This window comes from Herbidospora galbida, assembly GCF_005233835.1.
GTDB lineage: Bacteria > Actinomycetota > Actinomycetes > Streptosporangiales > Streptosporangiaceae > Herbidospora > Herbidospora galbida.
In genome coordinates, this window is the sequence record NZ_SZQA01000011.1 from 172,383 (window position 1) to 185,540 (window position 13,158).

Here is a 13,158-nt window from a genome sequence, read left to right on the forward strand (position 1 = left end):
GTGTCGCCAGGGAGTGTCATGGTGGTCCGCGTGCTCGACGCGGTGCTCGATCTGCTCGTTCCCCCTCGGTGCGCCGGTTGCGGCGGCCGGGGGGCCCTGGTGTGCGCCCGGTGCGCCGCCGACCTGACCGCCGCCCCACACCTCCACCTGCCGGAGACGGCTCCTGAGGGCCTTCCTGAGTGCTGGGCCGCCGCCGGTTACGACGGGGTGGCGCGGCGGGTGCTGATCGCGTACAAGGAACGCGGCCGCACCGCCCTCGGCGCCGCGCTGGGCGCGTGCCTGGCCCGCGTCGTCGCCCGCCTGCCGCTGGAGCCGGGCCCGCTGGTGCTGGTCCCGGTGCCGAGCACCCGCCGGTCGAGAAGAGCCAAGGGCCATGATCCGGTACGCCGGATCGCCGAGGTCGCGGCCAGGCGGCTGCGCGCCGGCGGCGCCCAGGTGACGGTCGCGCCCGTGTTGCGGCCCGCCCGGAAGGTCGCCGACCAGTCGGGCCTGACCTCCGCCCAGCGCGCCGCGAACCTGGCCGGGGCGTTCACGTCCGGAGCCGTGCCGAAGGGCCGGATCGTGCTGGTCGACGACGTGGTCACCACCGGTGCCACGCTCGCCGAGGCGGCCCGGGCGCTGCGTGCGGCGGGTGCCGAGACCGCCGTCGCGGTCACCGTTGCGGCCACCCGAAAACGAGTGCCGGTCATGCGACACGCCCGGCGGTCACAAATTCGTCGACATCACTCTGGGTAAAGAAACAGTCAAATAACGACCTGGCCTCGGAGTGACAACCTGGTGTCGGCGACCCGGTGAACTCCCAGATCAGGAGGCGCTTGACCAGGTCGTCTGAGGTGTCGCCCCGAACGCCTCAAGCCTCGCCCGTCCTCGCATGGCCCGGGAAAAATCACCGAAAGTGATCCTTTGGCGTGGCCCGCGGCTGACATACGGCCGGGCAGCGACTAGCGTTCAGGACATGGCACCCGTTCGGGTCCGTGGTTGCGCCGGACCGAGTCCCCACGGGGGTTCGGCCTGGCTAGCCGATGCCAGCCGCAGGCGAAACGGTCCACGTAAGGCGACTCTTGGTCGACCGATCACGGTGCGGCTTAGAGGTAAGACCTGCCTTCCCAAGAGTCCAGATGATTCTTGCCAGAAGAGAAGGGCAGTAGTGGCGTGGAGCTGCGAACCCCTCAGCAGGCGGATGTGGGGACGAAGACCAGGTCGGCCGAACGGGTGCTCCTTCATGTCAGTCGATAGGCGAAGGGGGCTTTTGCGTGGACATCATCGTCAAGGGACGGCACACCGGAGTGAGCGACCGTTTCCGTGATCATGTGACTTCCAAGCTGGCCAAGATCGAGCGACTGGACAACCGACTCATCCGGGTTGACGTAGAGGTCTCGCGAGAGAAGAACCCCAGGATGAGCGACCAAAGGGAGAGGGTGGAACTCACCATCCACTCCAAGGGCCCGGCGGTCCGGGCCGAGGCGGCGGCAGACGACCGGTTCGCCGCGCTCGAGATCGCTCTGTCCAAGCTGGAATCACGCCTGCGGCGGCTGAGCGACCGCCGCAAGATCCATCACGGGAAGAACTGCCCTCCGTCGGTGGCCGAGTTCACCGCGACCCTGGCCGAGAACAGCGGCCTGGGAGAGCCGGTGGCGAGGCTGCCCGAGCCCGAACTGCTCCACGACGAGTACATCCCGCCGCAGAAGCCAGACAACGGCTACACCGAACCCATCATCCCGATAGAGCAGGACGGCGACGGCCCCCTCGTCGTCCGCGAGAAGTTCCACCAGGCCGACGCCATCACCATCGACCAGGCCCTTCTGGAGATGGAGCTGGTCGGCCACGACTTCTTCCTGTTCCGTGACAAAGAATGCGGCCACCCGAGCGTCGTATATCGGCGGCGCGGATACGACTACGGCGTGCTGCGGCTCGTCGAGGGCTGAACCCGCGCCACCCCTTCCAACGTCTGTCCTTAGACAGATCGAAACATGAACGACCATGCGCCCCGCCAGGTGCGGGGCGCATGGCGTGCGAGATCCTCGCCAGGACTGGAAGCCGTGTCATGATGGCGACCCAGCTACCTGGCCCCCCGACGAGGAGGAGCTGTGAGCGACCGCAGCGTGCGAGACGACGCAAACCGCCCCACCGGGCGCGGTGAGCCGATCCGTGTGCTGATCGTCGATGATCACTCGCTGATCCGCCGCAGCCTGGTGCTGGCGCTCCAGGCCGAGGCGGACATCGAGGTCGCCGGTGAGGCGAGCGACGGTCAGGAGGCCGTGGCGCTCGCCGAGAAGCTGCTGCCCGACGTCGTGCTGATGGACGTCCGGATGCCCAGGCGCGACGGCATCGAGGCGACCAGGGCGATCAAGGAGAGCATGCCGACGACCCGCATCATCATGCTCACCGCCTCCGACGAGGAGGAGGACCTCTTCGAGGCCTTCAAGGCCGGCGCGACGGGTTATCTGCTGAAAGACGTCCAGATCGACGAGGTTCCCGACGCGGTCCGGGGCGTGCACAGCGGACAGTCGTTCATCAACCCCGCCATGGCGACCAAGCTGATCACCGAGTTCGCCAGCATCAGCCGCAAAGAGGCCGAACGCCCGCCCCAGCTTCCGGTGCCCCGCCTGACCGAACGCGAGATGGAAGTGCTCCGGCTGGTGGCGAAGGGGATGAACAACCGCGAAATCGCGAAGGAACTCTTCATCTCCGAGAACACGGTGAAGAACCACGTCCGCAACATCCTGGAGAAGCTGCAACTGCACAGCCGGATGGAAGCGGTCGTCTACGCGGTCAGAGAGCGCCTCCTCGAGATCACCTGACCCGCGTCATCTGATCTCTTCGATGCGCAGGCCCGTGCAGCCCACCCACGTCGCCGCTTCCCGCAGGGCCTCCTCGACCGCGTCGAGCTTCTTCACGCCGGGCTCCAGGGTCACCCGCTTGGCGACCAACGTGGCGCCCTCGCGGGCCGGGTCGACGCGGGCGATCAGCTTGCCGCCGTGGAGGACCGGCATCGCGAAGTAGCCGTGGACGCGCTTCTCCTTCGGGACGTAGGCCTCCAGGCGGTGGGTCATGCCGAAGACGCGTTCCGCGCGGGCGCGTTCCCAGATCAGGGAGTCGAAGGGGCTGAGCAGGGTGGTGCGGTGGCGGCCTCGCGCCTCGCCCAGGGCCAGCGCCTCGGGGTCGGCCCAGGCGTTGGGGCCGCCCTTGCGGGCGGCCGGCCAGCCCGCCACGGTCACCGGGACCAAGCCGCTGGCCCCGCTGAGCAGGGCGTCGTCGAGCATCGCGGCGTGCTTGTCTCTGACCCTCGTGTAGTCGACCAGGTCGGCCCGGGTCGCCACGGCCAGGGAGCGGCCCGCGATCGCCGTCAGCCGGGTCACGCACTCTTCGTCGGTCAGGTCGATCTCACGGAGTTCGGCGGGGATCGCGCGTTCGGCCAGGTCGTAGACCCGGCGCCAGCCCACCCGGCGGGTGCAGACGACGTCGCCCACGTCGAGCAGGAACTCGATGGAGATCTTGGAGTCGGACCAGTCCCACCACGGTCCGCCCTTCTTGGCGCCGCCGATGTCTCCCGTGGTCAGGGGGCCGTCTCGGCGTACGCGATCGAGGATGTCGCCCACCGTGGCGGGCACCTCGTGCCAGCGGAACTTCCGTTCGCGGTAGGCGCGGCGGCGGAAGGCGTAGACCGGCCAGTGCTCGACGGGCAGGATGCAGGCCGCGTGGCACCAGTATTCGAAGGCCGACCCGCTCCAGTAGGCCTGCTCGACCGCCGGGCGGCCGACCGCGCCCAGGCGGGCATAGGCCACCAGCTCGTGGGAGCGGGCCAGCACCGAGATCGTGTCGAGCTGTACGGCGCCCAGGCGGCGCAGCATGCCCGCGGGGCCACCCTTGCGGCCCCCGGCGCCCAGGAACCCCTGGGCGCGCAGGATCAGCCGCCGTGCTTCATCGGCCGTGAGGTCCATCCGGCCGACACTAGCCGCGGCCACCGACAGAAAACCCTCAGTGCTCGAAGGGGCTGTGGTGGTCGCGGGCGTCCATGACGCGGGGGGCGTCGATCACGACGTCGGAGAAGACGTCGAAGACCAGGGCGAGGACGGCGCCCACGGCCGACACGCCGACGCCGACCCAGACCATGGTCCAGTTGGCCGTGTCGGCGCCCAGGCCGGTGAGGCCCGCGCCGCTGATGATCGTGCCGATCAGGATCGTCGTCACCGCCACCCACGACTTCGCGCTGCCCGCGTGGCTTCCCTGGTGTGAGGTCTCTGCCATTCCGCCCTACCCGACTCGCGCCTTCCGTGTTCCCTGACTGGAACACCAGGCGGTCTCCCTACGTTTGACAGGGTTGAGCCTATCGACCTCGTCCCCCGGTCCGCCGCGCCACTCCCCGCTGAATCCCGTGGTGGCTGTGTCTGGTGGTCGAACGGCCTACCATGGCACAGGGGAAGTGTGTCTCGTCCTCAGACCTGCGAGGAGCTTTACAAAAGTGGCAGCCATTCTCGACCGAATTCTCCGCGCCGGCGAAGGTAAGACGCTGCGCAAGCTGAAGCGCATCGCCGAGCAGGTCAACTCCATTGAAGAGGACTTCAAGAGTCTTTCCGACGAGGAGTTGCGGGCACAGACCCAGGAGTTCCGCGATCGTCACGCCCAGGGCGAGTCCCTCGACGATCTGCTTCCCGAAGCCTTCGCGGTGGTCCGCGAGGCCGCGCGCCGGGTGCTCGGCCAGCGTCACTTCGACGTGCAGATCATGGGCGGCGCCAACCTCCACATGGGGAACATCTCCGAGATGCGCACCGGTGAGGGCAAGACCCTCACCTGTACTCTCCCCGCCTATCTCAACGCGATCTCCGGCAAGGGCGTCCACGTCGTCACGGTCAACGACTACCTGGCCAAGCGCGACTCCGAGACCATGGGCCGCGTCCACCGCTTCCTGGGCCTCGAGGTCGGCTGCATCCTCGCCAACATGCCGTCCGACGAGCGCCGCCGGCAGTACGCCGCCGACATCACCTACGGCACCAACAACGAGTTCGGCTTCGACTACCTGCGTGACAACATGGCGTGGTCGATCGAGGAGCTCGTCCAGCGCGGCCACAACTTCGCCGTCGTCGACGAGGTCGACTCGATCCTGATCGACGAGGCCCGCACCCCGCTGATCATCTCCGGTCCCGGCGAGCAGTCCGGCAAGTGGTACTCCGAGTTCGCCAAGATCGTCCCCCGCCTCCGCAGGGGCGTCGAGGGCAAGGACGGCACCGAGAGCACCGGCGACTACGTCGTCGACGAGAAGAAGCGCACGGTCGGCATCCTCGAGGCCGGTGTCGAGAAGGTCGAAGACCTGCTGGGCATCGACAACCTCTACAAGCCGGAGCACACGCACCTCGTCCAATACCTGAACAACGCCCTCAAGGCGAAGGAACTGTTCAAGAAGGACAAGGACTACATCGTCGTCGACGGCGAGGTCCTGATCGTCGACGAGTTCACCGGCCGCGTCCTCCACGGCCGCCGCTACAACGAGGGCATGCACCAGGCCATCGAGGCCAAGGAGAACGTGAAGATCAAGGACGAGAACCAGACTCTCGCCACGATCACCCTCCAGAACTACTTCCGCCTCTACACCACGCTGTCCGGCATGACCGGCACCGCGGCCACCGAGGCCAACGAGTTCCACCAGACCTACAAGCTGGGCGTCGTGCCGATCCCGACGAACCGGCCGATGGTCCGTAAAGACCAGTCCGACATGGTCTACAAGTCCGAAGACGCGAAGTTCGTGGCGTGCGTCAACGACATCAAGGAGCGCTACGAGGCCGGTCAGCCGGTCCTCGTCGGCACCACCTCCGTCGAGAAGTCCGAGCGCCTGTCCCGGATGCTCAAGCACAAGGGCGTCCGCCACGAGGTGCTGAACGCGAAGAACCACGCGCGTGAGGCCGCGATCATCGCCGAGGCGGGCCGCAAGGGCGCCGTCACCGTCGCCACCAACATGGCCGGTCGAGGCACCGACATCATGCTCGGCGGCAACCCCGAGTTCCGCGCCGACCTCGAACTCCGCAGCCGCGGCCTCGACCCGGTCGAGACCGCCGAGGAATACGAGAAGGCCTGGGCCGAGGCGCTGGAGAAGGCGAAGGACGCCGTCAAGGCCGAGCACGAGGAGGTCACCGCCCTCGGCGGCCTCTACGTCCTGGGCACCGAGCGCCACGAGTCCCGCCGCATCGACAACCAGCTGCGCGGTCGTTCCGGCCGTCAGGGTGACCCCGGCGAGTCGCGCTTCTACCTGTCGCTCGAAGACGACCTGATGCGCCTGTTCAACTCGGCCCGGGTCGAGATGATCATGACGCGGCTGAACATCCCCGAAGACCAGCCGATCGAGTCGGGCATCGTCTCCAAGGCGATCGCCTCGGCGCAGCACCAGGTCGAGCAGCAGAACTTCGAGATCCGCAAGAACGTCCTCAAGTACGACGAGGTCATGAACCGCCAGCGCAAGGTGATCTACGCCGAGCGCCAGAAGGTCCTCGAGGGCGCCGACCTGCACGACCAGGTCAACACCTTCATCGAAGACGTCGTCAGCGGCTACGTGAAGGGCGCCACCTCCGAGGGCTTCGCCGAAGAGTGGGACCTCGACAAGCTCTGGAACGCCTTCCGCCAGCTCTACCCGATCTCCATCAAGATCGACGACCTGGCCGAGGAGGCCGGCGGCCGCGAGGGCATCGACGCCGCCCTGCTCGAAGAGAGGGTCAAGGCCGACATCCTGGCCGCCTACCGCAAGCGCGAGGAGGAGTTCGGCGCCGAGGTCCTGCGCGACGCCGAGCGCCGCGTCATCCTCGACGTGCTCGACCGCAAGTGGCGCGAGCACCTCTACGAGATGGACTACCTCCAGGAGGGCATCGCCCTCCGCGCCTACGCCCAGCGCGACCCGCTGATCGAATACCAGCGCGAAGGCTACGACATGTTCGCCGCGATGCTCGAGGGCATCAAGGAGAACTCGGTCAACTTCCTGTTCCGCTACCAGCCGCCGCAGCCGGTCGAGGAGAGCCCGATCTCCTACGAGGCGGGCGTCCAGCCCAACTCGGCCGTCGCCGAGGCCGGCTCGATCATCGCCAACGCCCTCCGCCGCCCGCAGCGCGAAATGATCTACTCCGCGCCCGGCGAAGACGGCGAGGTCGAGGTCCGCCGCTCGACGGCGGAACAGCGCGCCAACTACGGCAACGTCGAGCGCAACGCCCCGTGCCCCTGCGGCTCGGGCAAGAAGTTCAAGCGCTGCCACGGCGACCCGAAGAACGCGACCGCCTAAGCACCAGTCCGCCGAAGCCCTCTCCTTCACTCCGAAGGGGAGGGCTTCCGCGTGGACGCCCTGAGCCGACACTGCCCGCCGTCTGATGCGCGCTGTGGGGGTCGCCAGGCGGCGCACAGCCGGGCCACGGTTCGCTCGATCGGACCCGCCATGAGAGTGCTCAGGCGGCGCGGGAGCAAGGTCCAGCGCCAGACCCCTGCTGTGCGCCGTGGAGATCGCCAGGCGGCGCACAGCAAGCCCTAGAGACAGGTCAGGCCGTCTCGAACTCCGTCAGGACCCACTGGACGCCGCGGCGTTCCAGGCGGGCGGCCAGGACGCGGCTGCGCGGGGTGCAGCGGACCAGGGCGCACATCTCCACCGTGTCGTCGTTCGGGTGCTGGACGCGGGGGACGCCGACCCATGGCGGGCGGGTGCTGTCGATCATCTTTCCGGCGCGCAGGAGGCTCGCGTAGGCGGGGGCGCTCAGGCGGTTCTGGATCGTCTGCGGTGGGCGGCGGCCGGCCAGGATCTCGGCCAGGGCCTGGGCCAGGGCGCGCAGGCGCCGCTCGTCGGGCATCGGCCCGGGGGCGGGGAGGGCCTCCGGTTCGTGGGCCAGCGCCAGGGAGCCGTGGGTCCGGGGAACGGGGTGGCGCAGCCGGTGGACGTCGGCGGGCAGAGAGGCGTCGCCGTGGTCGAGCGGGTGGGCTTCGGTGGGCGAGGCAGGGACGTGGTCGAGCCGGTGAACGTCCGTCAGGTGGGCGTACACGGGGTCGGGGGTGGGGATGGGTGCGAGCCGGGGGAGAGGCATCGAGGCTCCGTCGAAGGCGGGGGATAGGGACACCGGATAGAGGTTTCGGGCGAGGCGTTCGGATACGCGGCCGTAGGTTTCCCGTCCCATTGGGGTGGCCAGGTCGGGGCACATGACGACAGAAGCGACCAGGTTGGTATGGACCGCCGGGCGACAGGGCCTTGGTCGCTTCAACTGGCAGTGCGGGCCCAGAAGCTCGTCAGGTCGTGGCGTCGACGTCGGAGTCCGGGTCGCGGCCCAAGGTCATGATGTTCAGGCGTTTGATCAGGAACGTGAAGACCGCGTAGTAGACCACGAAATAGACCACCCCGATCGCCATGATCAGGGCGAAGTTGTGGGTGTTGTCCTTGGTCGCGTTGAGGGTCGCGTCGATCGCGCCGCCCGAGAAGCCGAAGCCCAGCCGTCCGCCCAGCCCGGCCACCAGGGCCATCGACAGGCCTGTGAGCAGGGCGTGCACCACGAAGAGGACGGGCGCCACGAAGATGAAGGCGAACTCGATCGGCTCGGTGATGCCCGTCACGAACGACACCAGGGCGGCGGAGATCATGATGGAGCCGACCGCGTTGCGCCGGTGCGGGGGAGCGGCCCGCCAGATGGCGATGGCCGCCGCCGGGAGGCCGAACATCATCACCGGGAAGAAGCCCGCCATGAACGCCCCGGCGCCGTCCTGGCCGGCGAAGTAGCAGTTCAGGTCGCCCGCCGTGTGGACGCCCTCGACGGTGCACTCGGGCACGGTGAACCACACGATCGAGTTCACGAAGTGGTGCATGCCCAGCGGGATCAGGGCCCGGTTCACCACGCCGTAGATGCCGGCCCCGAGCGTCGAGTGGGTCGCCAGCCAGTCGCCGAACGACGACAGCGCCTGTCCGATCGGGGGCCAGATGATGCCGAACAGCACCCCCAGGAGCAGCCCGGCCAGGGCGGTCAGGATGGGGACGAAGCGGCGTCCGCCGAAGAAGGCCAGCCAGGGCGGCAGTTTGATGCGGTGGTAGCGCTGCCACAGCAGGCCCGCCACCAGGCCCATGAGGATGCCGCCCAGCACGCCGGTCGGGTTGGCGGCGGCCAGGTTCAGGGCCTCGGCGGGGGTTCCGGCGGTCACCACCGTCTGGGCGACGCGGGGGCGCAGGGAGGAGTCGAAGAACATCAGGTGGGTGACCCGGTCCCAGACCAGGTAGCCCACGACGGCGGCCAGCGCGGTCGAGCCGTCGGACTTGCGGGCGAAGCCGACGGCCACGCCGATCGCGAACAGCAGCGGGAGCGCGTCGAACAGGGCGCCGCCCGCGCCGCCGACGATCCGGGCGACCTTGTCGAGGGTCTCGTCGTCGGTGCGGCCGAGCAGGTCGTCCTGGCCGACCCGGAGCAGGATCGCCGCGGCGGGCAGGGCCGCGATCGGGAGCATGAGGGAGCGCCCGATCCGCGACAGCACGGTCATCGTGGCGGCCATCGTTCCTCCCGGGTCTCTAGGCCCGCCGTGGCTCCAGGAGTGTTCGAAGCTGGTAGCGGTCGGCCCGGTAGGTCGACACGCCCAGCTCGGCGCAGACACCGCCGGCGTAGGACCGGCGGGAGAGCAGCAGCACGGCCCCGCCGCGCGGGAGTTTCAGCAGGTCTGCGTCGCTCGGGTCGGCGATTCCGCCGTCGATCGTGAGTTCCCCGGCGTCGAGGATCAGACCGTATCGGGACTCCAGGAGCGCGTACAGGGATCGGCCGGAAAGGTCGTAGCTCTCCAGGTCGGGGGCGAGGGCGAGGGGGATGTGGGCGCGCTCGATCGCGAGGGGCTCGCCGTCGGCGGTGCGCAGGCGTTCGATGAAGTGAACTTCGTCACCCGGGGCGATGCCGAGTTCGCGGGCGAGGTGGGCGCTGGCCCGGACCACCCGGCGGTCGAGGTCGCGGCTGCCGGGCTCCAGGCCGCGGGCGCGCATGTCGTCGCTGAACGAGGTGAGCTGGAGGGCCAGCTCGATCTTCGGGCGGGCGACGAAGGTGCCCTTGCCCGGTACGCGGTGCAGCCGCCCCTCGCTGACCAGGTGATCCACCGCCTGGCGTACCGTCATGCGGGAGAGGCCGAAGCGCTGGCAGAGCTCGCGTTCCGACGGGATCGCCGCGCCGATGGGCAGCTCGTTGCTCTCGATGAGGTCGAGGATGATCTCGCGGAGCTGGAAGTACTTCGGGACTGGGCTGTCGGGGTCGATCGTGGCGCCGGTCCCCCGGGCGTCGATGCCGGCCACTGTCGCCTCCCCTCTCCGCTTTGTTATGGTTCGTACTGGTCTAGTCCGGACTAGACCACACCGCCGAAATGTCTGTCAACGTACGGACCGATTACAGGATGGGCACGTGACGACGACGAAGATGCGCAGTGAGATCGCCGAACAGCCGGCCGCCCTGCGCGCCACGCTGGACGCCCTGCTCCCCCGAATCCCCGAAGTCACCTCTCTCGCCGGACAGACCCGCCACCTGCTGTTCATCGCCCGCGGCACCTCTGACAACGCCGCGATCTACGGTCGCTACCTGATCGAGTCGCACGCCGGGCGGATGGCGGCGCTGGCCGCGCCGTCCATCGCCACAACCTACCGCCGCAGGATCGACCTCGACGGCGTGCTCGCCGTGGCCGTCTCCCAGTCGGGGCGCACCGAGGAGATCGTCGAGACCCTCGACTGGGCCCGCGACTGCGGCGCCAAGACCGTGGCCATCACCAACGGCGGCGAGCAGAGCCCACTGGCCCAGGCCGCCGACCTCGCCCTGTGCACGGTCGCCGGCGAGGAGAAGGCGGTGCCGGCGACCAAGACGTACACGACCCAGCTGGCGGCCATGGCGGTGCTGGCGCTGGGCCTCGGCGCCGACGTCCACAAGGACGATCTGCGGAAGGCCCCGGACGCCGTCCAGAAGCTCATCGAGGACCCGGGCGACATCGACGCCCTCGTCGAAGGGCTGGCCGACAAGCCGGGCGTGGTCGTGTCGGGGCGCGGGCTGGCCTTCTCGACCGCGCTCGAACTGGCGCTGAAGCTCAAGGAGGCCTGCTACCTGCACGCCATGGGCCTGTCCTACGCCGACCTGCTGCACGGGCCGATCGCGGTCGTCGACGCCGACACCCCGGCGATCCTGGTCGCCGCCGGTGAGGGGCCGACCCTGCCGGGCACGATCGCGCTGGCCGAGCGGGTGACCGGCGCGGGCGCGGCGGCCTACGGCGTCGGCGGCGGCCACGCGCTCGCGAGCGCGTCCACGGCCTCGCTCAACGGTCCCGACCTGCCCGAGTGGGTGGCGCCGCTGGGGCTGATCGTCCCCGGTCAGCTGCTCACCGAGGCGCTGGCGCGCCGGCTCGGGTACGACCCCGACGCGCCCCGCGGCCTGAACAAGGTCACCCAGACCGACGAGTAGGGTTCGGCCAAAGATCCAGAGGGAGGCGTCATGGCGGATGCGGCAAAGATCGTCGCGGCACTGGGCGGGCCGGCCAACATCATCGAGGTGGAGCCCTGCATCACCAGGCTCCGCACCGAGGTGCGGGACGCCTCCAAGGTCGACCACGACGTCCTGAAGAAGGCGGGCGCCCACGGCGTGATGGTCACCGGGAACGTCGTTCAGGTCGTCGTCGGGCCGGAGGCCGACACGATCGCCAGCGACATCGACGACCTGCTGGACTCCGCTTGACGACCGTCCACTCTCCGGTGAACGGCCGCGCGGTCGGGCTTCCGGCCGTGCCCGACCCCGTGTTCTCACAGGCCATGGTGGGTCCGGGCGCGGCCGTCGACCCGGCGCGCGGGCCGCAGGTCGCGGTCGCGCCGATCGCCGGGCGGCTGGTCAAGCTGCACCCGCACGCCTACATCGTCGTCGGCGACGACGGCCGGGGCGTGCTGACCCATCTCGGGGTCGACACCGTGAAACTGCGCGGCGCCGGCTTCGAGCTTCTCGCAGTGGAAGGCGACCTCGTCACGGCCGGGCAACCGGTCGTCGCCTGGCATCCGCATGCCGTCGACGAGGAGGGGTATTCGCCGGTCTGCCCGGTGATCGCCCTGGACGCCGGGCCGGAGAGCGTCTCCGGCGTGGTGAGCGGACCGGTCGAAGCGGGCGATCCCCTCTTCGACTGGCATTGACCCCGAACCGGGTGTTGGATGAGTGGTCCGGACCGCCGGACCCTGAGGAGGCAGCGTGCCGCAACGAAGGCTCATCGTCGAGGCGGAGGTGGGCCTGCACGCCCGTCCGGCCGCCACGTTCGTGCAGACCGCGACCAGATCCCCCGCCAGCGTGACCCTCGCCAAGGGCGACGGCACGCCGGTCAACGCCAAGAGCATCCTGTCGGTGCTGGCCCTCGACGTGAAGAAGGGCGACGCCATCACCATCAGCACCGACGGCGACGGCGCCGAGGAACTGCTCGACGAACTCGCCTCGATCGCCGGAGCGCCCTGATGGCCACCACGCTCAACGGCTCCGGGGTCAGCCCCGGCACCGGCTACGCCGTCGCCCACCTGCTCGTCGGCTCGATCCCCGAACCCCCGAAGGGCGCCGTCCACGACGGCGACGCCGAGGCCGAGAAGGCCCGCGTGCAGGCCGCGCTCGAAGAGGTGGCCGCCGACCTGGAGGCCCGCGGCGAACGCGCCGGGGGAGAGGCCGCCGAGGTGCTGTCGGCCCAGGCGATGATGGCCCGCGACCCCGGCCTGGCCGACGGCGTCGGCGAACTCGTCGACGCGGGGGTCTCCGGTGACAGGGCCGTGTACGAGGCCTTCGGCGCCTACCGCGACCTGCTCGCCGCCGCCGGGGGATACCTCGGGGAGCGCGTGGCCGACCTCGACGACATCCGCGACCGCGCCGTCGCCCGGCTGACCGGCGCGCCGATGCCCGGGGTGCCGGTCGACGCGGCGGAGCCGTACATCCTGGTGGCCCGCGACCTGGCCCCCGCCGACACCGCGCTGCTCGACCGGAACCTGGTCGCCGCGTTCGTCACCGAAGACGGCGGGCCGACCAGTCACACCGCGATCCTGGCCCGCGCGATGGGGGTGCCGGCCGTCGTCGGGTGCGCGGGCGCGACCGCGCTGGTGCAGGGCACGCTGCTGCTGGTCGACGGCGCGACCGGCGAGGTCGTCATCGAGCCGGAGCCGGCCGCCGCGCAGGCCGCCGTCGCGACCGC

The 13,158-nt window shown here is 69.7% G+C and carries 14 protein-coding genes; 9 read left to right on the forward strand and 5 right to left on the reverse strand.

All coding sequences use genetic code 11. The features are described from left to right. Positions 1 to 18: 18 nt before the first annotated feature. The 3 genes from FDA94_RS14195 to FDA94_RS14205 all read left to right on the forward strand — a co-directional run bounded on the left by FDA94_RS14195 (position 19) and on the right by FDA94_RS14205 (position 2,801). On the forward strand, positions 19 to 735 hold the full coding sequence (locus FDA94_RS14195; RefSeq protein ID WP_137247518.1) for a ComF family protein: 717 nt from the start codon (positions 19 to 21) through the stop codon (positions 733 to 735). A gap of 518 nt (positions 736 to 1,253) precedes the next feature. Beyond that, the gene (hpf, locus tag FDA94_RS14200) at positions 1,254 to 1,925 is read left to right on the forward strand and encodes a ribosome hibernation-promoting factor, HPF/YfiA family (RefSeq protein ID WP_137247519.1); all 672 of its coding nucleotides are present in this window, start codon (positions 1,254 to 1,256) and stop codon (positions 1,923 to 1,925) included. Positions 1,926 to 2,087: 162 nt separating this feature from the next. Beyond that, the gene (locus FDA94_RS14205) at positions 2,088 to 2,801 is read left to right on the forward strand and encodes a response regulator (RefSeq protein ID WP_137247520.1); all 714 of its coding nucleotides are present in this window, start codon (positions 2,088 to 2,090) and stop codon (positions 2,799 to 2,801) included. A 6-nt stretch (positions 2,802 to 2,807) separates the two neighbouring features. On the opposite strand, the gene FDA94_RS14210 is transcribed toward FDA94_RS14205, so the two are convergent. Both FDA94_RS14210 and FDA94_RS14215 read right to left on the reverse strand, forming a co-directional pair. Continuing rightward, on the reverse strand, positions 2,808 to 3,941 hold the full coding sequence (locus FDA94_RS14210) for a winged helix-turn-helix domain-containing protein (RefSeq protein ID WP_137247521.1): 1,134 nt from the start codon (positions 3,939 to 3,941) through the stop codon (positions 2,808 to 2,810). A gap of 37 nt (positions 3,942 to 3,978) precedes the next feature. After that, a complete protein-coding gene (locus FDA94_RS14215; protein ID WP_137247522.1) occupies positions 3,979 to 4,248 on the reverse strand; it encodes a hypothetical protein in 270 nt (89 codons plus the stop codon). A 214-nt stretch (positions 4,249 to 4,462) separates the two neighbouring features. Here FDA94_RS14215 and secA point away from each other — a divergent pair, with 214 nt between their 5' ends. Beyond that, the gene (secA, locus tag FDA94_RS14220) at positions 4,463 to 7,258 is read left to right on the forward strand and encodes a preprotein translocase subunit SecA (RefSeq protein WP_137247523.1); all 2,796 of its coding nucleotides are present in this window, start codon (positions 4,463 to 4,465) and stop codon (positions 7,256 to 7,258) included. A gap of 250 nt (positions 7,259 to 7,508) precedes the next feature. Here the strand turns inward: secA and FDA94_RS14225 are convergent, their stop codons facing one another. The 3 genes from FDA94_RS14225 to FDA94_RS14235 all read right to left on the reverse strand — a co-directional run bounded on the left by FDA94_RS14225 (position 7,509) and on the right by FDA94_RS14235 (position 10,267). Further along, entirely contained in the window at positions 7,509 to 8,045 is a 537-nt protein-coding gene (locus FDA94_RS14225; protein WP_137247524.1) for an Rv3235 family protein, read from the reverse strand. 199 nt (positions 8,046 to 8,244) lie between these two features. Next, the gene (locus FDA94_RS14230) at positions 8,245 to 9,489 is read right to left on the reverse strand and encodes a PTS transporter subunit EIIC (protein WP_137247525.1); all 1,245 of its coding nucleotides are present in this window, start codon (positions 9,487 to 9,489) and stop codon (positions 8,245 to 8,247) included. A gap of 16 nt (positions 9,490 to 9,505) precedes the next feature. Then, entirely contained in the window at positions 9,506 to 10,267 is a 762-nt protein-coding gene (locus FDA94_RS14235) for a GntR family transcriptional regulator (RefSeq protein WP_231515337.1), read from the reverse strand. Between the two features lie 121 nt (positions 10,268 to 10,388). On the opposite strand from FDA94_RS14235, the gene FDA94_RS14240 reads away from it, so the two are divergent. The 5 genes from FDA94_RS14240 to FDA94_RS14260 all read left to right on the forward strand — a co-directional run. Further along, entirely contained in the window at positions 10,389 to 11,414 is a 1,026-nt protein-coding gene (locus FDA94_RS14240) for an SIS domain-containing protein (RefSeq protein WP_137247546.1), read from the forward strand. Positions 11,415 to 11,444: 30 nt separating this feature from the next. Then, positions 11,445 to 11,684: a PTS sugar transporter subunit IIB gene (locus tag FDA94_RS14245; RefSeq protein ID WP_137247526.1), complete on the forward strand. Its 240-nt coding sequence runs from the start codon at positions 11,445 to 11,447 to the stop codon at positions 11,682 to 11,684. Then, on the forward strand, positions 11,681 to 12,127 hold the full coding sequence (locus FDA94_RS14250; RefSeq protein WP_137247527.1) for a PTS sugar transporter subunit IIA: 447 nt from the start codon (positions 11,681 to 11,683) through the stop codon (positions 12,125 to 12,127). The genes FDA94_RS14245 and FDA94_RS14250 overlap by 4 nt, the downstream gene beginning before the upstream one ends. Positions 12,128 to 12,182: 55 nt before the next feature. Next, complete coding sequence (locus tag FDA94_RS14255; RefSeq protein WP_137247528.1) at positions 12,183 to 12,440, forward strand: HPr family phosphocarrier protein; 258 nt, start codon at positions 12,183 to 12,185, stop codon at positions 12,438 to 12,440. Then, positions 12,440 to 13,158, forward strand: a 719-nt coding sequence (locus tag FDA94_RS14260; protein WP_246059878.1) for a PEP-utilizing enzyme, incomplete at its 3' end; no start/stop codon positions are given. The genes FDA94_RS14255 and FDA94_RS14260, both read left to right, overlap by 1 nt.